General features: G+C 62.1%; 16 protein-coding genes. 9 read left to right on the top strand and 7 right to left on the bottom strand.

What is annotated here, in order from left to right; all coding sequences use genetic code 11:
• Positions 1–2: 2 nt before the first annotated feature.
• Positions 3–983 carry an aliphatic sulfonate ABC transporter substrate-binding protein gene (locus tag DXT88_RS05330; RefSeq protein ID WP_265211898.1) on the top strand — a complete coding sequence of 327 codons (981 nt, stop codon included), beginning with the start codon at positions 3–5 and terminating at the stop codon, positions 981–983.
• 27 nt (positions 984–1,010) lie between these two features.
• Here DXT88_RS05330 and DXT88_RS05325 read toward each other — a convergent pair whose 3' ends face one another.
• From DXT88_RS05325 to DXT88_RS05315, 3 genes are all read right to left on the bottom strand, one after another.
• Complete coding sequence (locus tag DXT88_RS05325; RefSeq protein ID WP_265211897.1) at positions 1,011–1,433, bottom strand: OsmC family protein; 423 nt, start codon at positions 1,431–1,433, stop codon at positions 1,011–1,013.
• A gap of 179 nt (positions 1,434–1,612) precedes the next feature.
• Positions 1,613–2,566, bottom strand: coding sequence for a Tim44 domain-containing protein (locus tag DXT88_RS05320; protein WP_265211896.1), 954 nt, complete (start codon positions 2,564–2,566; stop codon positions 1,613–1,615).
• Positions 2,567–2,785: 219 nt separating this feature from the next.
• Complete coding sequence (locus DXT88_RS05315; RefSeq protein WP_265211895.1) at positions 2,786–3,208, bottom strand: hypothetical protein; 423 nt, start codon at positions 3,206–3,208, stop codon at positions 2,786–2,788.
• 230 nt (positions 3,209–3,438) lie between these two features.
• On the opposite strand from DXT88_RS05315, the gene DXT88_RS05310 reads away from it, so the two are divergent.
• Genes DXT88_RS05310 through DXT88_RS05295 form a run of 4 tightly spaced genes read left to right on the top strand, consistent with a single transcriptional unit; the run spans position 3,439 to position 8,035 of the window.
• Positions 3,439–4,143, top strand: a complete 705-nt coding sequence (locus DXT88_RS05310) for a response regulator (RefSeq protein WP_116434050.1) — start codon at positions 3,439–3,441, stop codon at positions 4,141–4,143.
• 41 nt (positions 4,144–4,184) lie between these two features.
• On the top strand, positions 4,185–5,732 hold the full coding sequence (locus tag DXT88_RS05305) for a sensor histidine kinase (protein ID WP_265211894.1): 1,548 nt from the start codon (positions 4,185–4,187) through the stop codon (positions 5,730–5,732).
• A 1-nt stretch (position 5,733) separates the two neighbouring features.
• Positions 5,734–6,003, top strand: coding sequence for a DUF4212 domain-containing protein (locus DXT88_RS05300; protein WP_016832222.1), 270 nt, complete (start codon positions 5,734–5,736; stop codon positions 6,001–6,003).
• Complete coding sequence (locus tag DXT88_RS05295) at positions 5,993–8,035, top strand: sodium:solute symporter family protein (RefSeq protein ID WP_016832223.1); 2,043 nt, start codon at positions 5,993–5,995, stop codon at positions 8,033–8,035. The genes DXT88_RS05300 and DXT88_RS05295 overlap by 11 nt, the downstream gene beginning before the upstream one ends.
• Before the next feature lie 13 nt (positions 8,036–8,048).
• On the opposite strand, the gene DXT88_RS05290 is transcribed toward DXT88_RS05295, so the two are convergent.
• From DXT88_RS05290 to DXT88_RS05275, 4 genes are all read right to left on the bottom strand, one after another.
• A complete protein-coding gene (locus tag DXT88_RS05290; protein WP_265211893.1) occupies positions 8,049–8,990 on the bottom strand; it encodes a transglutaminase family protein in 942 nt (313 codons plus the stop codon).
• Positions 8,987–11,545 carry a circularly permuted type 2 ATP-grasp protein gene (locus DXT88_RS05285; RefSeq protein ID WP_265211892.1) on the bottom strand — a complete coding sequence of 853 codons (2,559 nt, stop codon included), beginning with the start codon at positions 11,543–11,545 and terminating at the stop codon, positions 8,987–8,989. Before DXT88_RS05285 ends, DXT88_RS05290 begins: the two co-directional genes overlap by 4 nt.
• 80 nt (positions 11,546–11,625) lie before the next feature.
• The gene (locus DXT88_RS05280) at positions 11,626–15,012 is read right to left on the bottom strand and encodes a transglutaminase family protein (protein ID WP_265211891.1); all 3,387 of its coding nucleotides are present in this window, start codon (positions 15,010–15,012) and stop codon (positions 11,626–11,628) included.
• Between the two features lie 98 nt (positions 15,013–15,110).
• A complete protein-coding gene (locus tag DXT88_RS05275) occupies positions 15,111–16,337 on the bottom strand; it encodes a polyhydroxyalkanoate depolymerase (RefSeq protein WP_265211890.1) in 1,227 nt (408 codons plus the stop codon).
• Between the two features lie 246 nt (positions 16,338–16,583).
• Between DXT88_RS05275 and DXT88_RS05270 the strand changes: the two genes are divergently transcribed.
• The 4 genes from DXT88_RS05270 to DXT88_RS05255 all read left to right on the top strand — a co-directional run bounded on the left by DXT88_RS05270 (position 16,584) and on the right by DXT88_RS05255 (position 20,444).
• A complete protein-coding gene (locus DXT88_RS05270) occupies positions 16,584–17,237 on the top strand; it encodes a glutathione S-transferase family protein (RefSeq protein WP_265211889.1) in 654 nt (217 codons plus the stop codon).
• A gap of 82 nt (positions 17,238–17,319) precedes the next feature.
• A complete protein-coding gene (locus DXT88_RS05265) occupies positions 17,320–17,760 on the top strand; it encodes a cupin domain-containing protein (RefSeq protein WP_265211888.1) in 441 nt (146 codons plus the stop codon).
• 272 nt (positions 17,761–18,032) lie between these two features.
• Positions 18,033–19,448 carry a circularly permuted type 2 ATP-grasp protein gene (locus DXT88_RS05260; RefSeq protein WP_016832230.1) on the top strand — a complete coding sequence of 472 codons (1,416 nt, stop codon included), beginning with the start codon at positions 18,033–18,035 and terminating at the stop codon, positions 19,446–19,448.
• A gap of 3 nt (positions 19,449–19,451) precedes the next feature.
• On the top strand, positions 19,452–20,444 hold the full coding sequence (locus DXT88_RS05255; protein WP_265211887.1) for an alpha-E domain-containing protein: 993 nt from the start codon (positions 19,452–19,454) through the stop codon (positions 20,442–20,444).
• Positions 20,445–20,450: the final 6 nt, after the last annotated feature.

Genomic DNA, 20,450 nt, shown 5'->3' with positions numbered 1-20,450 from the left:
TCATGACAACTCAATTGCAACGCCGCCGCCTGCTCCAGGCCATCGCCACAATGACTTCCGCCGCTGCTGCCGGCAGCGTCGCCCTGCCCGCCTTCGCACAAACCGGCAAGCCGGTGCAGGCGCGCATCGGCTATCAAAAATCCTCGACGCTGCTGACCGTGCTCAAGACCAACGGCACGCTCGAAAAACTGCTGGCGCCGCTCAATGTCAAGATCAGCTGGCATGAATTCTCCAGCGGCCTGCCGCTGCTGGAAGCGCTCAATGTCGGCGGTGTCGACCTCAGCGCCGACGTTGCCGATACCGTGCCGGTATTCGCCCAGGCAGCCGGCGCAAAACTGACCTACGTGGCGCAGGAAGCGCCGTCGCCATCGGCGCAAGCGATCATCGTGCGCGCCGACTCGCCGATCAGGACCGTGGCCGATCTCAAGCGCAAAAAAATCGCCGTGACCAAGGCGGCCGGCGTGCATTACCTGTTGATCGCGACACTGGAAAAAGCCGGTCTGAAATTCAGCGACATCGATGCCGCCTACCTGACCCCGGCCGACGGCCGCGCCGCATTCGAACGCGGCAGCGTGGACGCCTGGGTGACCTGGGATCCGTTCCTCGCGGGCGTGCAGAAGCAGACGCAAGTGCGCATCTTGTCAGACGGTCGCAATGTTGCCGACTACCAGCGCTATTACCTGGCCTCTACGCCGTTCGCCGAAGCGCATCCCGACGTGCTGGCGATCGTATTCGATGAATTGAAAAAAACGGGATTGTGGGTGCGCCGGAATCCGAAGGAAGCGGCCGCTTTCCTGGCGCCGATCTGGGGCCTGGACGCGCCGACAATTGAACTGGCGAATAGCCGCCGCAGCTACGACGTGCGTGCGGTGGTGGTAAATGCGCTCGGTGAACAGCAGCGCATCGCCGATGCCTTCTTCGCCGCAGGCCTGCTGCCGAAGAAGGTCGACGCCACCGAAGTAGCGATCTGGAAGCCGGCGTAAGTCCGTCACGCAGGTCGGGATAAACGCTTAAACGAGGCTGGCGCGCACGCTGATGTCGGCCTTCAACACCTTCGACACCGGACAGCCCTTCTTCGCCGCATCGACTGCTTCGTCGAACTTGGCCTGATCCGGATTCTGCAGTTTCGCCTTTACATCCAGCACGATGGCGGTGATGGAAAAGCCGTCTTCCACTTTTTCCAACGTCAGCGTGGCGTTGGTGTCGATGCGTTCGACGGTGAGTCCGGCCTTGCCGAGGCGGCTGGACAAATCCATCGAAAAACAACCCGCATGGGCGGCGGCGATCAGTTCTTCGGGATTGGTGCCGACACCGTTTTCAAAGCGCGTGGAAAATGAATACTGCGTCGCGTCCAGCGTCTTGCTCTCGGTGGTCAGCGCGCCCTTGCCGTCTCTCAGGCTGCCGTTCCAGACGGCGGAAGCTTGTCGTTGCATGGTGTTCTCCTTTGGCATGGTCGGACTAAACGATCATCATGCGACGGCTACCGGGACAGCGACATAGGACAAGCGCGCAAGCGGGCGTAGGAGTTGAGGACATCGGCGTTGACGCTGACATCGTGGGACAAAAAAAAGCCGCTCCGAAGAGCGGCTTTCCAGTCAGATCGAAACATCGATCAGGACAGTTGCTGAATACCGGCCAATACCCAGCCGCCGTTGCCGGTGACAGGCTTGGACAGGTTCCAGATTTCGTTGAACTGGGTCGGCGAAGCGTTCTGGTCTTCCTTGATGAAGCCGAAGAATTTCACGCTTGCCAGATAGTCGTTGCCGACCGTCTCGACGCCCAGCATGTCCGCATCCAGCGACACCACGTCGGTGTGGTTGGCCGAGGCGCCGCGCTCGGTCAATTGCATCTTCAGTTCGCCGAACATTTCCGGTGTCGTGAATTCGCGGATGTCATTGGCATCGCCCTTGTCCCAGGCCGCTTGCAGACGGATAAAGTAAGTCTTGGCATTACGCACAAAACCGACCGTATCGAAGTCCGCAGGAACGCCGTAGGACGATGGCTCAAACGCCGCGCCACCGACGCCGCCGACGGCAGCAGCGCCGCTGCCGAAGGTGTTGCCTTGCAGCGCCTTCGGTTGTCCGGCTTCCAGTTGCGAGCCGATGGCCGGCGTCTGGTTGCTGAAGTCGCCCTGATTGGCGGCGTAGGCCGGACGCTCATTGCTGTTGCTGCCGGCTTCCGATTTGCGGCGGAACATGCGGTAGATGAACATGGCGGCGAAAGCCAGCAAGGCGACCATCAGAATGGTGCTGATCATGCTGGCCATGGCGCCGCCAAGGCCGAAGTGCGACAACAATGCGCCGAGGCCGAGACCCAGCAAGGCGCCGCCGAGGATGCCCTTCCACGGGCTAGGCTTCGGCGCCGCTGCTGCAGGGGCTGCGGCTGGCGCAGCCGGCTTGGCCGCCGCGGCCTGGTTCTGCTGCATGGGGCTCTGCGCCTGGCGGCTGGCGCCCGACGACTGCTTGCCGATCGAACCGCCGCCGCCGAGGCGCTTGGCCTCAACGCTGGTGACGCCGATCGCGAGGGTCATCGCAGCCACTATCAGCGCGACAAATACTTTTTTCATGCTATCTCCTGAGATGGAATGTGATGCGAAGGCGGTCGCATCGGCCGTGAAACAATGGAAACTGCAATGGAAACGGGTTGGCGTCGGTGCCGGCGCCGGTTCGGGTCGGATGCAGCAGATGGCGGGGTTGCAACGCAAGACAACACAAGACGCGCGCAATCAGCTATCGCCACACAAAGGACGAAAAACCGGTGCATGCCGCGAACGGCAAAAGGAGACTTAAACGCGCGGCGGACGGCCGGCGAGAGGGAGGAAAGGCGGTTGGCGCGCATCGTCGCTGCGAAGCGCAGGCGCTAATGTAGCCGAGTCGGAAACAAAGGCCAGGGCCGGATTGAGCACGGTTTCGTCGCCCACGCCGGCATGGCTGGAAAAATCTTCGGTGTCGGCATACGACAAATCGTCGTCGCCATCGGTGGCGTCGGCCAGCGCCTGCTCCTGCGCAGCCTTGTCGGCGGCGGCATCGTCGGCACCAACATCGTTGCCGGCAGCAGCGGCGAGCTCCAATGCCTGGCGCAATTGCTCCTGTTGCTGCACTTGCTGCTCAAGCGCCACCGAGTCGATGGCGGTCTTGTACGTGAGCATCCCTGCAAAGACTTGCACAGGCAGCAAACAGATCAGCAAAATGGCAAAAAGACGCTTCATCGCAATTTTAGGACAATCAACTCGAAAATTATACCAACAGTAGCCCCAAGTGCGGGCGTTAAGCTGATTTATCAAGGGCTTACAGAAAAATAAGCTAGTTTGCGCGAACGCAAGAACAAGCCTGATTATGCATTGCAATAGGCTTCGATTTAGTAGAATATGCAGAAAAATATTGCAAAAATTCCTAAAATAACTCGAGACAATGGCCGCCACCTGCGCGGATTACCACCATGCGTATCCTGCTTGCAGAAGATGACAGTGTTCTGGCCGATGGTTTGACGCGCTCGCTGCGCCATTCAGGCTATGCCGCCGATTGCGTCAAGAACGGCGTCGAGGCCGACTCCGCGCTGTCGACCCAGGATTTCGATTTGCTGATCCTCGACCTCGGCCTGCCCAAGATGTCCGGCCTGGAAGTACTGCGCCGCCTGCGCGCGCGCAATTCCCGCTTGCCGGTATTGATCCTCACCGCCGCCGACTCGGTCGAGCAGCGCGTGCAGGGCCTCGATCTGGGCGCCGACGATTACATGGCCAAGCCGTTTGCCCTGTCCGAACTGGAAGCGCGCGTGCGCGCCCTGACCCGCCGCGGCGCCGGCGGCGGTCCGACCGTCATCCGGCACGGCTCGCTCAGTTATGACCAGGTCGGCCGCATCGCCTACATCGGCGAACAAATGCTTGATCTTTCCGCACGCGAACTGGGACTGCTCGAAGTATTATTGCAGCGTACCGGGCGGCTGGTTTCCAAGGAACAGCTGGTGGATCATCTATGCGAATGGGGCGAGGAAGTCAGCAATAATGCGATCGAAGTCTATGTCCACCGCCTGCGCAAGAAAATCGAAGTCGGCGGCATCCGCATCGCCACCGTGCGCGGCCTCGGCTATTGCCTGGAAAAACTGCCCGAGTCCATCGCGAGCGCCGGCGTTGCCAGCAACGCCTGAGCACGCCGCGTTTCCATCCTGCGTCGCGCAGGCCTGAGCCCATGCCTGACGCCCGACCGATCGATCCTCAAGCAACGCCCCCAGCCAAAGGCAAGCGCCGCGCCGTCATCGCCACGCAGCCGGAAGAGCGCATCCAGCGTTCGCTGTTCGGCGAAATCCTCGACTGGATGCTGGCGCCGCTGCTGCTGCTGTGGCCGATGAGCATCGCGATCACCTACCTGATCGCGCAATCGATCGCCAACCAGCCGTTCGACCGCGCGCTGGAGGACAGCGTCACCGTGCTGGCCCAGCAAGTCTCCGAAGTCAACGGCAAGACCGTGGCGCGGCTGCCGGTCTCGGCGCGCGACCTGCTGCGCGCCGACGACATCGACAACATCTATTTCCAGATCACCGGCCCGCGCGGGGAATTCGTCGAAGGCGATCGCGACATGCCGCAGCCGCCGCTCGACGAAGACAAGACCATCGGTTCGGTGCAATTTCGCAATGACATCCTGCACGGCAATGACGTGCGCATTGCTTACACCCAAGTCGATCTGCGCCGCACGTCGGAACAGCGCGCCGCGTCATCAAAAGAGCCGCGTCTGGCCACGGTGCAGGTCGGTGAAACTCTGGAAAAACGCGCCCAGCTCGCCAACGAAATCATCAAGGGCGTGATCCTGCCGCAGTTCGTGATCCTGCCGGTGGCGCTGGCGCTGGTCTGGTTTGCCTTGTCGCGCGGCTTGTCGCCGCTGTCGGAGTTGCAGCAGCGCATTCGGGCACGCCGTCCCGACGACCTCAGCCCGATCGACTCGGGCCAGGTGCCGGAAGAAATCTCGCCGCTGGTGCGCTCGCTCAACGACATGCTGGCGCGGCTGTCGCAAACCATCGCGCTGCAAAAACGCTTCATCGCCGACGCCGCGCACCAGATGAAAACGCCATTGGCCGGCATGCGCATGCAATCCGAGCTTGCCCTGCGCCAGACCGACCAGGCCGATATCCATCGCTCGCTGGAACAACTGGCCAAGAGTTCGGAATCGGCCACGCGCCTGGTCAATCAATTGCTGTCGCTGGCGCGCGCCGAAAACCAGACGCCGGCGACCGCACCGTTCGAACCGATCGAATTGTCTGAACTGGCGCGTAACGTCGTGCAGGACTGGGTGCCGATGTCCTTTACGCAGCGCATCGATCTCGGCTTCGAACAGCCTGGTCATCCCATCATGATTTCGGGCAATCCGATCATGCTGCGCGAGTTGCTCAGCAACCTGCTCGACAATGCCTTGCATTACACGCCGGCGCTCGGCAGCGTGACCGTGCGCGCACGCGCCGATGAAGAAACCGGGCAGGCATTCCTGGAAGTGGAAGATACCGGTCCCGGCATTGCGCCGACCGAACGCGGCCACGTATTCGAACGCTTTTACCGCATCCTCGGCACCCATACCGCCGGCAGCGGCCTGGGCCTGGCCATCGTGCGCGAAATCGCGCAGCAGCATGAGGCCACGGTCGACATCTCCAACAACCCACGCAGCACTGACCCGAAAGCGCCGGGCTGCCTGTTCCGCGTGACGCTGCGCATGACGCCGCGCCAGACCTACATGGACGACATCGGCTGATATGGAAAACAAGACTGCATCCAATTTCTGGGACAAGACGCGTCGCCTGACCATGACGCTGCTGGGACTGTGGTTCGTGGTCACCTTCGGCGCCGTGTTCTTCGCGCGCGAGCTGGATCGCGTCAATCTGTTCGGCTGGCCGCTGTCGTTTTACATGGCGGCGCAAGGCATCATGCTGGTCTACCTGGCGATCGTGGTGGTCTACACGACCCGGATGGGCCGTGCGGAACGACAACTACAACAAACCGGCGAGCACACGCATGGAGAGTGACAAGAGTTTTTTCTGGCGGCTGACGCGCTACTACTCGTGGTACACGGTCGGCTTCATCCTGTTCCTGCTGGTATTGGCGGTGCTGGAACACGAAGGCATGCCGCGCGCCTGGATCGGCTACCTGTTCATGTTCGTGACCATCGCGCTGTACGCCGGCATCGGCGTGGTCAGCCGCACCTCCGACGTGCCTGAATATTACGTCGCCGGACGACGTGTGCCGGCGCTGTTCAACGGCATGGCGACGGCGGCCGACTGGATCTCGGCGGCGACCTTCATCAGCCTGGCCGGCGGCCTCTATCTGCAAGGCTTCGACGGCCTCGCCTACATCATGGGCTGGACCGGCGGCTATTGCCTGGTGGCGTTGCTGATCGCGCCCTACCTGCGCAAGTTCGGCCAGTACACCATTCCCGATTTCCTGGCCGAACGTTATCCCGGACGCTACAGCGGCAACCTGGTGCGCATCCTCGCGGTGATCGCCACCATCATCATTTCGTTCACCTACGTGGTGGCGCAGATCTATGGCGTCGGCCTGATCACCTCGCGCTTCACGGGGATCGACTTTTCGATCGGCATCTTCCTCGGGCTGGCCAGCATCCTGGTGTGCTCCTTCCTTGGCGGCATGCGCGCGATCACCTGGACCCAGGTGGCGCAATACATCATCATCCTGTTCGCCTACCTGATCCCGGTGATCTGGCTATCGGCCAAGCACACCAGCGTGCCGGTGCCGCAGGTGGCCTACGGTTCGGTGCTGCCGAAACTGAATGCGGCCGAGAAACGCATCGCCGACGATCCCAAGGAAAAGGAAGTCAGCGCGATCTTCCAGGCGCACGCCGACGACTATGAAAAGAAGCTGCGCAGCCTGCCGCGTTCTTGGGAAGAAGGACGCATCGACGCCCAGCATCACATCGAGGAGGTCAAACGCAACAGTCATGCCTCGCTGGCCGAGATCAAGAGCGCCAGTCGCGCGCTGACGGCCTACCCAAAGAGCGCCGAGGACGCCGAGCGCAAATGGACCGACGCCAAGGCCTACAACATCGCACGCGCGCAACCGCCGGTGTCGCAGACCGAGCCCTTCCCCGGCAAGGACGAAGGAGCGGCCAACATCAAGCGCAACAACTTCCTGGCGCTGGTGTTTTGCCTGATGGTCGGCACCGCCGCGCTGCCGCACATCCTGATGCGCTACTACACCACGCCGTCGGTGCACGAGGCGCGCAAGTCGGTGTTCTGGACGCTGTTCTTCATCATGCTGATCTACATCACGGTGCCGGCGCTGGCGATCCTGGTGAAGTACGACATCTATACCTCGCTGGTCGGCAGCAACTATGCGCACTTGCCGGATTGGGTCTACTACTGGGCCAACATCGACAAGGTCAATCCGCTGGTCAGCATCACTGACCTCAACCACGACAACGTGGTGCAGCTCGGCGAGATTGCACTCGACGGCGACATCATCGTGCTGGCCACGCCGGAGATCGCCGGCCTGCCTTATTTCATTTCGGGACTGGTGGCGGCGGGCGGTCTGGCGGCGGCGCTGTCGACTGCCGACGGCCTGCTGCTGACCATTTCCAATGCGCTGTCGCACGACGTGTATTACAAGGTGATCGATCCGGCCGCCTCGACGCAGAAGCGCGTGACGATTTCCAAGTTGCTGTTGCTGGTGGTGGCCTTGCTGGCCGCCTATGCGGCGTCGCTCAAACCGGGCGACATCCTGTCGATGGTGGGGGTGGCGTTTTCACTGGCGGCGTCGACGCTGTTCCCGGCGCTGGTGTTCGGGATTTTCTGGAAGCGCGCCAACCAGCCCGGCGCCATCGCCGGCATCGTCGCCGGCTTCGTGATGTGCGTGTACTACATGCTGACCACGCATCCGGCCTTCGGCGGCAATGCTGCGAACCAGTGGTTCCACATTGCGCCGATCTCGGCCGGGCTGTTCGGCGTGCCGGTCGGCATCGCCGCATTGGTGATCGTCAGTTTGCTGACGCCGCCGCCCGATGAACGAACCATTGCGCTGATCGATCACATCCGCACGCCGTAGTCGTCGAAATTCGTCAGCGCGCGAACGGCAAACCCGGCACTTCCTGCGACGGCATCACCGTGACGGCCACCTGCATGGTCTGCTGGCCGCCGCCGATCAGCACGCCGCGCAAAGGCGAGATGTCGAGGAAGTCACGGCCCCATCCCAGCGTGATGTGGCTGATGTCCGGGAAGATGCCGTTGGTCGGATCGGCGTCGATCCAGCAGCCCGGCTGGCCGTCCCGGCCCGGGCAATATACCGATACCCATGCATGCGATGCATCGGCGCCGATCAGGCGCGGCTGGCCCGGCGGCGGCTGCGTCAGCAGATAGCCGCTGACGTAGCGCGCCGACAAACCCAGCGAACGCAGGCAGGACAGCATGAAGTGCGCATAGTCCTGGCACACGCCGCGCTTGCTGACGAAGACGTCGGTCACCGGCGTCGATACCGTGGTCGCCTCCGGGTCGAAGGTGAATTCATTGAAGATGCGTTTCATTAGCGCCTCGACGCCGTGCAGCAAAGGCAATCCGGGCGTGAAGCATTCGGCGGCGTAGCGCGCGAATTCACGCTTGATCCTGACGTGCGAAGACTCGAACAGGAAGCGCGACGCGTCCAGCCTGTCGTCCGGCAGGCTGCGCCCGGCGTGATACGACAGCGTCTCGGCGACCTGCTCCCAGGGCGGCGTTACGGTCGGCAACAGGCGCGACGAAATCTCCACCCACGACTCGGCATAGACGTCGAGGCTGGCGTGATCCTGGTCCAGCGAGAACGACTGCAGCGCGTTGCCGAAGCTATCGGTATACAGGTTGATCAGGTTGGTCGGACCCGGCAGGATGTTGATGAAATGGGAGGTGCAGGTCTGCCACGGCAGCGAGCGCGGCGTCAGGCGCAACACCTGATGCGACAGCCGCACCGGCGCCGCATATTGGTAATTGGTCTCGTGGACGATGTGATAGGTAGCGTCGTTCATCGTCATACTCCCTGGCTGACCGGCGCGCTGAGCGGCGTGAAGAAATGCCGCGACAGATCGTCGGTCAAGGAGAAGCCGGCGCTGCGCGCTTCGCGCATGAGCTGGATCAGGCGTTCGCCGGCAGCTTCCGAGGTGGCCGCGTCGCGCGCGAAATCGGGCAGCGCAAAACTGTTGAGCTGCTCGCTCAGGTGCGCCGGGATATTCATGCTGAGGATGCCGAGCTGCTGCGCGATGTCGGTCAGGTAATGCTGCAGCATGCGGAACTGGTAGGCGATGCTGTGCGGATTGCTGACGTCGAACACCAGCAGGTGCAGCACCTGCAGCCATTCCGGCGTACGCCGGTAACGCACGCGATAGGTGACGATGCTGCTCGACGATTCCAGCAGCCAGGTCAGCGCCGCGTTCTGGCGCGCCGGCTCGAGTTGCATGAACTGGTCGAACAAGGCCGCCAGGTGCACCATGCGTTCGATGTGGCGACCGATCATCAGGAACTGCCAGCCTTCATCGCGCGTCATGTCGTCCAGCGCATGGCCGGCCAGGCCCGAGCAACCCTGGATGACGTTGTTGAGGACGTGCAGCATGGCGGTCGGCGAATTGATTTTTTCCTGCACCATCGGCGGCATGCGATTGAGCGCATGCCAGTTGTCCAGCGACAGATGCTCGCGCACCTGGTAGCCCGAATGATGCAAATGGCGCAGGTGCGTGGAGATGCTGACCGCGGCGCTGGGATCCGAGATCGCCGCTTGCAGGCTTTGCTGCAGGGCGGTGATGGTGGGATGCGCCTGTTCCGATTTCGGCATCAGGATGCCGAGGCGGATACCGATTTCGCTGACGCTGCGCAGGATCACGCGATTGTCGGATTGCGGCTCGATCGTGCATTGCAAGGTGGTGCGCAACAGGCGTGCGAGATTGTCGGTGCGCTCGGCGTAGCGGCCCATCCAGAACAGGTTTTCACCGGCATGCGAAGACACGTCGACGGTAGTGCGGATCAGTTCCGACGTGCGCGACACCGGATCGGTCATTGCGCCGGGACCGACCGCGACGCTGGTTTCTGCGGCGGCCATGGCGGTGGCGACGCCGGCGGCATCCTCCGTGTCGGTCTTTTCGCTCAGCACCCAGACATCCTTGCTGGTGCCGCCCTGCTGCATCGAGACGACGTCGCGGCGCTGGCGTGGCGCCACGCGCGTGAGGCCGCCCGGCATCACGTGATAGCCGCCCTCGCCGTCGGCGGCAGCAAACACGCGCAGGCTGACGGTACGGTTGGTCAGGTGATACTCGCCGCTGCGCGACAGCACCGGCGCCTGCGACAGCCGCACCCACTCCTGCGCGACGTAGGCGTGCGGCTGCAACTGCAGGCTTTCGACCAAGCGACGGCGCGCGGCGGCATTGAGCGTATGGCCGAACACCGGCTGCATGCGCATTGATGGGAAAGCCGGCATGATCACCAGCTCTTCCAGATGCGCCAGCGTGTATTCCAGCGCCGGTTTTTCGCCGCACCACCACGACGCCACCGCCGGCAATGCCAGTTCTTCGCCCAGCAGGCGTTGGCTGATCGCGGGCAGGAAGCCGTGCAGCGCGGTCGACTCCAGCACGCCGCTGCCGAGTGCGTTGGCGATCAGCACGTTGCCGGAGCGCGCAGCCTGCGTCAGGCCCGGAATGCCGAGCGCGGAATCCGAACGCAATTCAAGCGGGTCGCAATAATCGTCATCGAGGCGGCGCATGATCGCGTGCACGCGACGCAGGCCGGTCAGGGTCTTCAGGTAGACCATGTCGCCGCGCACCGTGAGGTCGACACCCTCGACCAGCGGGAAGCCCAGCGTATGCGCCAGGAAAGCGTGTTCGGAATAGGTTTCGTTGTACGGCCCCGGCGTCAGCAGCACCACCATCGGCGGTTCGCTGCTCTTGGGTGCGAGCCGCGTCAGGCATTGATGCAGCGCGTGGAAATAATTCAGCAGCGGCTGCACGTGCATGTCGCGCATCGCTTCGGGCAAGGCACGCGTCATGATCTGGCGGTTCTGCAAGGCGTAGCCGGTGCCTGAAGGTCCTTGCGTACGGTCGGCAATCACCCACCAGTTGCCGTCGGCCGAGCGCGCCAGGTCGATGGCGTACAGATGCAGGTGCACGCCGCCCGGCGGACGCACGTCGCGGCATGGCCACAGATAGCCGTGCTGGCCGAACACCAGCGCCGGCGGCAACAAGCCTTCGGCCAGCAGGTGTTGTTCGCCGTAGAGATCATCGAGCACGGCGTTGAGCAAACGCGCACGCTGGGCCACGGCGGACGAGAGCTGCCGCCATTCGTCGGCGGCGACGATCTGCGGCAGCAGGTCCAGCTCCCATGGACGGCTGACGCCTTGCGGATCGGCATAGACGTTGTAGGTCATGCCGTCGGAGGCGATGGCGTCGCGCACTTCGTCGGCGCGGCGGCGCATCATCTCGGGCGAAAGATTTTCCAGCTGATCGATCAGCGTGCGCCAGTGCGGTCGCAAGCGACCGTCGGCAGCCAGCATCTCATCGTAACGATCGGCGTCGGCGGTATAGCTTTGCAGGAGGCGCTGATACATAGATTTTCGAGGGCGCCGTTGCTGCAATCACCCAGGCTGGCGATGATCTGCGGCAACGGCAGAACTGCGTGCGTTATTAATTAGTAATGTCGCAAGTCTAACGTAAATGGGAACTCGATTGATGGTCGCGCAGCGCTTACTTCCATCTTTCCCGGCGTGTGGTTGAGACGCAGATAACGCGTCAGACGCCGGCTCTCGGCTTCGAAGGCATTCACCGGGAAGGTCTCGTAGCCGCGTCCACCCGGATGCACCACGTGATATTGACATCCGCCCAGGCTGCGGCCATTCCAGGTATCGACCAGGTCGAAGGTTAGCGGCGAATCGATGCCGATGGTCGGATGCAGCGCCGACGGCGGCTGCCAGGCGCGGTAACGCACGCCGGTGACGAATTCGCCGACCACGCCGGTCGGTTGCAGCGGCACGGCAACGCCGTTGCAGGTCAGCACATAGCGGTCCTTGGCCATGCCGCTGACCTTGACCTCCAGCCGTTCCACCGACGAATCGACATAGCGCGCGGTGCCGGTCGAGCTGCCTTCTTCGCCGAGGACGTGCCATGGTTCCAGCGCAGTGCGCAATTCGAGTTGCATGCCCTTGACCGCCAAGTCGCCGATCTTGGGGAAGCGGAATTCGAAATGCGGCGCGAACCACTCGGCCTGCATCGGATAACCGGCTTCCTGCATGTCGTCCATGATGTCGTTGAAATCCTGCCAGATGAAGTGCGGCAACAGGAAACGATCGTGCAACTCGGTTCCCCAGCGCACCAGGCGTTGCGGCTTGTACGGCGTCTTCCAGAAACGCGCCACCAGCGCGCGCAGCAGCAACTGCTGGGTCAGGCTCATGCGCGCATGCGGCGGCATTTCAAAGGCGCGCAGTTCCAGCAGGCCGAGGCGACCGGTGGAGCTGTCCGGCGAATACAGCTTGTCGATGCAGAACTCGGCGCGGTGCGTGTTGCCTGTGACGTCGATCAGCAAGTTGCGCAGCAGGCGGTCGACCAGCCACGGCGCGCAGCCGCCCTGGGCGATCTGCTTTTCCATTTCGGCGAAGGCCAGTTCGATTTCCACGGTGGAATCGTTGCGCGCTTCATCGATGCGCGGCGCCTGCGAAGTCGGGCCGATGAACATGCCCGAGAACAGATAGGACAGCGACGGATGGTTGTGCCAGTAGCTGATCAGGCTGCGCAGCAGATCGGGCCGGCGCAGGAACGGCGAATCAGCCGTGGTGGCGCCGCCCATCACCATGTGGTTGCCGCCGCCGGTGCCGGAATGATGGCCGTCGAGCATGAACTTCTCGGTGGTCAGGCGCGATTCGCGGCCGGCTTCGTAGAGGTGCGTGGTCTGGTCGACCAGCTCGCGCCAGTTGTAGGCCGGCTGGATGTTGACTTCGATCACGCCGGGGTCCGGCGTGACGCTGAACTTGCGCACGCGCGGATCGTTGGGCGGCTCATAGCCTTCCATCAGCACCGGCTGGCCGAGTTCCTCGGCGGTGGCTTCGATGGCGGCGACCAGTTCGAGATAATTTTCGAGCTCGGCCAGCGGCGGCATGAACAGGTACAGCACGCCGTTGCGCACTTCGGCGCACAACGCGGTGCGCGTGATCCAGTCGGCCGACTGGAATAGCGCCGGCGCGCCGCCTGCCGGTCCTGGCGCGCCCTTGCCCGGTCCTGTCACCGGACTGCCGCGACGCGTGCCGAAGTGATTCGGCTGGAACGCCACCGACGTCGCGCCGGTGAGCGCGGGCCGCTGGATGAATTTGAGACGCACATCGCTCGCCGGCGTCAACGGAGCGAACTGCTGCGTCGGATCGGCTGCATGCACGTAGGGATAGTCGGTCGACTTGACCCACGGCTGCGAATCCAGCGGCAGACGATAGCCCAGCGGCGAATCGCCCGGATACAGGTAGCAGCGCTCGCTGCGCAGAAACCAGTCGCCGCTTTGCCAGCCGAGGTCGTCAGGACGGCGCGCCACCGGCAAGACGTGGCCGGCAACCTTGTCGAGTCCTTGCGAAAAGACCCGCATGAGACGTGCGCGCTCCTGCTTGTCGTCCAGCTTGGAATCGAAAGGATCGACGTTGCCCGGCAGGCGGCGCTCGCGCCACATGTAATAAAACACGTCCTCATAGGCCGGGAAGATATGCTTGCCGTCGAGCGCCAGACGCGCGGCCACGCCCTTGAGGAAGCGCTCCGGGATGTCGTCGTCCTTGACGTTCGGCGTGGTTTCGTCGCCGATCAGATCGCGGTTGTGCCAGATCGGCTGGCCGTCGCGGCGCCAGTAGCAGTTGAGCGCCCAGCGCGGTAATTGTTCTCCCGGATACCACTTGCCCTGGCCGAAATGCGGCAGGCCCTGCACGGCGTATTTTTCGCGCATGCGATGGTACAGGTCGGCCGCCAGCGGCTTCTTGGTGGCGCCCAGTGCGGCGGTGGCCCATTCAGGTTCATCGGGATAATCGAGCGACACGAAGGTCGGCTCGCCGCCCATGGTCAGGCGCACGTCGAGCGCGTCGAGGTCGTCGTCGATGGCGTGGCCGAGTTCTTCGATCTCGCTCCATTGCGCTTCGGTGTACGGCTTGGTGACGCGCGGCGCTTCCCAGAAGCGCGACACGCTCATCGAATGTTCGAACTCCACTTCGCAGGGATCGACCATGCCGCTGACCGGCGCCGCCGAGGATGGTTCGGGCGTGCACGATAGCGGGATGTGGCCTTCGCCGGCGAACAGGCCCGAGGTCGGATCGAGGCCAACCCAGCCGGCGCCCGGCAGATAGACTTCGCACCAGGCGTGCAGGTCGGTGAAATCGGCTTCCGGTCCGGACGGGCCGTCGAGCGATTTCTGGTCGGCCGTGAGCTGGATCAGGTAGCCGGAGACGAAGCGCGACGCCAGGCCCAGATGGCGCAGCAGCTGCACCAGCAGCCAGGACGAATCGCGGCAGGAACCGGAACCGATCTCGAGCGTTTCTTCCGGCGTCTGCACGCCCGGCTCCATGCGGATGGTGTAGGCGACGGCGTCGGCCAGCTTCTGGTTGAGCGCGACCAGGAAGTCGGCGCTGTTCATCTTCTCGCGTGAAATGCCGTCGAGGAATTTCTGGAAGCGCGGCATATCGGAGCTTAACGGCAGCGTCTTGCGATACGGCGACAACTCATTGAGCAGCTCCTCGGCGTACTTGAACGGAATCTGTTCGGCATACGGTTCAAGGAAAAAATCGAAAGGATTGATGACCGACATTTCGGCCACCAGGTCGACCTCGATGCGGAATTCTTCGGTCTTCTCGGGAAACACCAGCCGCGCCATGTAGTTGGCCTGCGGGTCCTGCTGCCAGTTGATGTAATGCGGTTCGGGAAGGATGCGCAGCGAATAGCTCAGGATCCGCGTACGGCAATGCGGCGCCGGACGCAGGCGCACGATTTGAGGCCCCAGGTTGATAGCACGGTCGTAACGATAAGACGTGACATGGTTCAGCGCCACATGAATTGACATGAAGATCCTTTACTACAAACAAGTTGAGCTGATGGACTGCTGTGATGGACTGCTGTGATGTCCTATTGCTGCCAGGGTTGCACCAGGCCGGGAAACGTTCACCTGTGGTGCATATTAATGAAATCCCTCAGGCGTGGATAGATTTCATTTTCCCAGCGGCGCCCGTTGAAGACGCCATAATGGCCCACCGCCGTCTGCACATGGTGCAGGCGCATGTACGGACGGATGCTGCTGCACATATCCTGTGCAGCGACAGTCTGGCCAACGGCGCAGATGTCGTCCTTCTCGCCTTCCACGGTGAACAGTGCGGTACGCCGGATCGCCTTGAGGTTGACCGGACGCCCCTGGAATTGCAGCAAACCCAGCGGCAGGGCGTGTTCCTGAAACACCACCCGCACCGTTTCCAGGTAAAACTCCGCCGGCAGATCCGACATCGCGAAGTATTCTTCGTAGAACACCTTGATCGCTTCGGCTTTGTCGTGCTCTTCCTCGATCAAATACGTGTAGAGGTTGCGGAAGGCATCGACGTGGCGATTGAGGTTCATGTTCATGAACGCGGCCAGTTGCATGAAGCCCGGATAGACTTTGCGGCCGCCGCCCGGGTGGCGCGCCGGCACGGTGCTGACCAGATTCTTCTCGAACCATTCGATCGGCTTGCTCTTGGCAAGCTCGTTGACCGTGGTCGGATTGACGCGCGTGTCGAGCGGCCCGGCCATCAGCGTCATGGTGCGGGGCTGGGCCGGGTCCTCGGCCTCGGCCATCACGGCAGCGGCGGTGATGGCTGCCACAGTCGGCTGGCACACCGCGACGAGATGCGCACCGGGGCCGATCACTTGCAGGAAGCGAATCAGGTGACCGACGTATTCGTCGAGACCGAAGCGGCCGTGTTCCAGCGCAATGTCGCGCGCATTGTGCCAGTCGGTGATGTAGACGTCGTGGTCGCGCAGCAGGGTTTTGACGGTGCCGCGCAGCAGCGTCGCAAAGTGGCCCGACATCGGCGCCACCAGCAACACCGCCGGTTGTTCGGCCGCAGTTTCCTTGCGGAAACGCAGGAGCGTGCAAAACGGTGTGCGGTCAATGACTTCCTCACGCACCGCAACGGTGCGCCCGCCGTCCTGAACGCTGTCGATATCGAAAGGAGGACGCACATGCGTCAATTGCGTGCGTGCAAATACTTCGTAGGCTGCGGCCATTTTGCGCAGCATGGGGCTGGACGGCAAACCCGGCCAGGAGTGCCCCAGGAACGGCGCTGCCGCCCGGGCCGAAGCGCGCAGCGGATCGGTGGCGTCGGCGTATTGCTGGTAGGCCTGGTAAATATTTGTCATATACAACCCACTCCCTCGGTTTCACCAGTATCTCCTTCGATGCAATATGCATGCCATTGACCGTCGGCTGCACATGAACCCCGCATCGCATCCGCAGCGTCGCTGGCACGCCCTTTGCAAGTAGAAGACTCGCAACATATGCAGGCCGGGAAATGGCGGTCTGCCCGTACGGACGCGTCCACGCAAACCGCGCGTCAAAGATTGACGCGCCAAAGTCAAGAGCACCCATACACATAAAGGACTGACATGCCTAAAACGACTTTGCGCATCACCAGCAAGAACTACTCTTCCTGGTCCATGCGTGGCTGGCTGCTCGCAAAATTTGCCGGGTTGCCGTTTCAGGAAGACATCGTGTCGCCGGACGATCCCGAGGCGCGCGCAGAAATCCTGTTGCTGTCCTCATCGATCCTGGTGCCGAGCCTGAAACATGGCGAGATCTTTGTCTGGGATACGCTGGCGATCGCCGAATACCTCAACGAAATCCGCCCGGCCGCCAAACTGCTGCCCGACGACCAGGCGGCGCGCGCGCATTGCCGCGCGATCTGCGGCGAGATGCATTCCGGCTTCAGCGCCCTGCGCTCGGCGCTGCCGATGAACCTCAAGGCGCACTTCCCCAATTTCAAAGTCTGGTCGCGCGCGCAGGCCGACATCCAGCGCATCACCACCATCTGGAAGGAATGCCTGGCAACTTACGGCGGGCCTTATCTGTTCGGCGAGCGCACCATGGCCGACGCCATGTATGCACCGGTGATCACCCGCTTCATCACCTATGACGTCAAGCTGGAACCGATCTGCGCCGCCTACAGCAAGCGCATCATGGCGATGCCGGAAATGAAGGAATGGATTGCCGCCGCGCAGAAGGAGCCGGAAGATATCGACGAACTGGACGTGGAATTCTAAGAAAAGAAGAGTGGATCAGGAGACGCAAGCCAAGGTATTTCATCAGCCAATCATGCGGCTCGCCGCAGAAAGGATCAGTGTCATGGATACGATAGCCGAAACAAAGCCGGCCGCCCTGAATGTGTTCTCCCACGTCAGCGAAGGCGACACGCAATACGAACCGGGCGGCCTGCGCGACTTCTTTCTGTACCGCGACCTCGGCATCGCCGCGGCCACCGGCGGCCAGGTCGTGGCCCAGCTGGTCAAGGCCAACATGGCGCCGGAGGCCGGCACCGGTTGGCACCGGCACGAAGCGAATTTCCATATCGTCATCATGCTCAAGGGCTGGGCGCGCTTCATGTACGAAGATCAGGTAACGCTGGTGAAGACCGGCGATTGCGTTCACCAGCGGCCGGGCATCGTGCACTTCCTGTTCGATTATTCACCGGACATGGAGTATCTTGAAATCGTCAGCCCGGCCGATTTCACCACCATCGACATGCCCGCGCCGGCTGCCGTTCCGGCACCGACGCCGTGGGCCTGAACCAGGAGGGTTACATCATTTTCCAGCCGCCTCAGCAAACCATGCATCAAGTGGGACCCGCCATCGCTGGCGCAATTCAGGACCGGACGCGCATGCAATTTTCGCTGTCCAAAAACAGAAATGGCGTGATAGTCTGTACCTACCTTCACCAGCGATGAGGATGCCGGCACGCCAAATGAACAAATAATATCCGCCCAGCTCAAGCTGAAGTCTCAAGCTAAAGTCTCAAGCTAAAACTCCTCCGCATCAGCACCAGAAAACGAAGCAAATTTATGGCAAATTTTTTCGATGAGATGTACTCCGATGGCACCGTTTCCGTCCGCAAGCATTACGATGAATTCGCGGCGTGGCTGTCTTCCCAAACTGCTGAGACGATCGTCCGGAAACGCGCAGAGTCCGATCTGATTTTTCGCCGCGTCGGCATCACCTTCGCGGTCTACGGCAACGATGCAGGCACGGAGCGGCTGATCCCCTTCGACATCATTCCGCGCATCATTCATGCCGCCGAATGGGCCAAGCTGGAAGCGGGCCTGGTGCAGCGCGTCAAAGCGCTCAACATGTTCATCCACGACATTTATCACGGCCAGAAAATCATCAAGGCCGGCGTCATTCCGGCCGAGCAGGTTCTGAAGAACGCGCAATACCGTCCCGAAATGCAGGACGTCGACGTTGCCTCCGACATCTATGCCCACATCGCCGGCGTCGATATCGTGCGCGCCGGCGAGGGTGAATTTTATGTGCTGGAAGACAACCTGCGCGTGCCGTCCGGCGTGTCCTACATGCTGGAAAACCGCAAGATGATGATGCGGCTGTTCCCCGAACTGTTCACGCGCCACAAGATCGCGCCGGTCGATCACTATCCCGACATGCTGCTCGACAATCTGCGTTCGGTCGCGCCGGTCGGCGTGGTCGATCCGACCGTGGTCGTGATGACGCCGGGCATGTACAACTCGGCGTATTTCGAACACGCTTTCCTGGCGCAGCAAATGGGCGTCGAACTGGTCGAGGGGCAAGACTTGTTCGTCAAGGACGACACCGTCTACATGCGCACCACGCGCGGACCGAAACGCGTCGACGTGATCTATCGCCGCATCGACGACGACTACCTCGATCCGCTGGCGTTCCGCGCCGATTCCTCGCTGGGCGTGCCGGGCCTGCTGTCGGCCTATCGCGCCGGCAAGGTCACGCTGACCAACGCCATCGGCACCGGCGTCGCCGACGACAAATCGATCTATCCGTACGTGCCGGACATGATCAAGTTTTACCTGTCCGAGGAACCCATCCTCAACAACGTCCCGACCTACCAGTGCCGCAAGAAGGAAGACCTTTCCTACACGCTGGCCAATCTCGAAAAACTGGTGGTCAAGGAAGTGCACGGCGCCGGCGGCTACGGCATGCTGGTCGGCCCGGCGTCGACCAGGCAGGAGATCGAGGATTTCCGCCAGCGCGTGATCGCCAAACCCGATGGCTACATCGCCCAGCCGACGCTGGCGCTGTCCGTCTGCCCGACCTATGTCGATGCCGGCATCGCGCCGCGCCATCTCGATCTGCGACCCTTCGTGTTGTCCGGCAAGACCGTCTCGATGGTCAAGGGCGGCCTCACGCGCGTGGCGCTCAAGGAAGGCTCGCTGGTGGTGAATTCGTCGCAAGGCGGCGGCACCAAGGACACCTGGATTCTGGAGAAATAAATCATGTTGAGCCGCACCGCTGACCACCTGTTCTGGATGGCGCGTTACACCGAACGCGCCGAAAATACCGCCCGCATGCTTGACGTGCACGTGCAGACCGCCCTGCTGCCGCAATCAACCGACGACGCCGAGCAAGGCTGGCGCGCGCTGCTCGGCATTTCCGAGCTGCAGTATGGCTATAACAAGAAGTACGATGCGCTGACGCAAAAGGATGTCATCGACTTCATGGTGCGCGACCCCAGCAATTCGTCGTCGATCGCCTCTTGCCTCAAGCAGGCGCGCGAGAACGCCCGCGCAGTGCGCGGCGCGTTGACCACCGAAGCATGGGAAATCCAGAACGCCACCTGGATCAAGATGCAGGGCTACCTGCAGACCAATGCGCTGGAACAGAATCCGAGCGACTTCTTTGAATGGGTCAAGCATCGCTCCCATCTGTCGCGCGGCGTCACCATCGGCACCATGCTCAAGGACGAAGCCTTTCACTTCATCCGCCTCGGCACCTTCCTCGAACGCGCCGACAACACCGCACGCATCATCGACGTCAAGTTCCACGGCGCCAAGGAAACCGTCAAGCCGGGTCAAAGCCAGCAGCAAAGCCTGCTGAGCACGAACATCAAGGCTCAGGACAGTCAGATCGATTTTTATTACTGGGCCGCGATCCTGCGCTCGGTGTCGGGCTTCGAGATTTACCGCAAGGTCTATCGCGACGTCATCACCCCGGAACGTGTTGCCGAACTGCTGATCCTGCGCGCCGACATGCCGCGTTCGCTGGCCGCCTGCATGGACCACGTGCTGAGCAATCTGAAACACGTCCGCAACGATGTCTCGGCCGATACCGAACGCTTTGCCGGCAAACTGGACGCCGACCTCAAGTTCAGCCGCATTGAAGAAGTCTTCGACGCCGGCCTGCACGATTACCTGACGGTGTTTCTGGAGCGCATCTTTGAGCTGGGCAATCGTATCAGCAAGGATTTTCTTGTTCCTTTGGCAGCGTAAATCGTA

This window comes from Herbaspirillum lusitanum (assembly GCF_026127345.1).
GTDB classification, from domain to species: Bacteria; Pseudomonadota; Gammaproteobacteria; order Burkholderiales; family Burkholderiaceae_D; genus Herbaspirillum; species Herbaspirillum lusitanum.
The sequence above is the reverse complement of the archived record's forward strand: the minus strand, read 5'-3'. Positions and strand labels throughout refer to the sequence as shown.

Coding starts and splice junctions, on each gene's coding strand:
- DXT88_RS05285 (WP_265211892.1), bottom strand. CDS start 11,545: ATGTATCAGCGCCTCCTGCAAAGCTATACCGCCGACGCCGATCGTTAC.
- DXT88_RS05300 (WP_016832222.1), top strand. CDS start 5,734: ATGGAAAACAAGACTGCATCCAATTTCTGGGACAAGACGCGTCGCCTG.
- DXT88_RS05260 (WP_016832230.1), top strand. CDS start 18,033: ATGGCAAATTTTTTCGATGAGATGTACTCCGATGGCACCGTTTCCGTC.
- DXT88_RS05275 (WP_265211890.1), bottom strand. CDS start 16,337: ATGACAAATATTTACCAGGCCTACCAGCAATACGCCGACGCCACCGAT.
- DXT88_RS05270 (WP_265211889.1), top strand. CDS start 16,584: ATGCCTAAAACGACTTTGCGCATCACCAGCAAGAACTACTCTTCCTGG.
- DXT88_RS05265 (WP_265211888.1), top strand. CDS start 17,320: ATGGATACGATAGCCGAAACAAAGCCGGCCGCCCTGAATGTGTTCTCC.
- DXT88_RS05280 (WP_265211891.1), bottom strand. CDS start 15,012: ATGTCAATTCATGTGGCGCTGAACCATGTCACGTCTTATCGTTACGAC.
- DXT88_RS05325 (WP_265211897.1), bottom strand. CDS start 1,433: ATGCAACGACAAGCTTCCGCCGTCTGGAACGGCAGCCTGAGAGACGGC.
- DXT88_RS05315 (WP_265211895.1), bottom strand. CDS start 3,208: ATGAAGCGTCTTTTTGCCATTTTGCTGATCTGTTTGCTGCCTGTGCAA.
- DXT88_RS05310 (WP_116434050.1), top strand. CDS start 3,439: ATGCGTATCCTGCTTGCAGAAGATGACAGTGTTCTGGCCGATGGTTTG.
- DXT88_RS05295 (WP_016832223.1), top strand. CDS start 5,993: ATGGAGAGTGACAAGAGTTTTTTCTGGCGGCTGACGCGCTACTACTCG.
- DXT88_RS05305 (WP_265211894.1), top strand. CDS start 4,185: ATGCCTGACGCCCGACCGATCGATCCTCAAGCAACGCCCCCAGCCAAA.
- DXT88_RS05320 (WP_265211896.1), bottom strand. CDS start 2,566: ATGAAAAAAGTATTTGTCGCGCTGATAGTGGCTGCGATGACCCTCGCG.
- DXT88_RS05330 (WP_265211898.1), top strand. CDS start 3: ATGACAACTCAATTGCAACGCCGCCGCCTGCTCCAGGCCATCGCCACA.
- DXT88_RS05290 (WP_265211893.1), bottom strand. CDS start 8,990: ATGACGATGAACGACGCTACCTATCACATCGTCCACGAGACCAATTAC.
- DXT88_RS05255 (WP_265211887.1), top strand. CDS start 19,452: ATGTTGAGCCGCACCGCTGACCACCTGTTCTGGATGGCGCGTTACACC.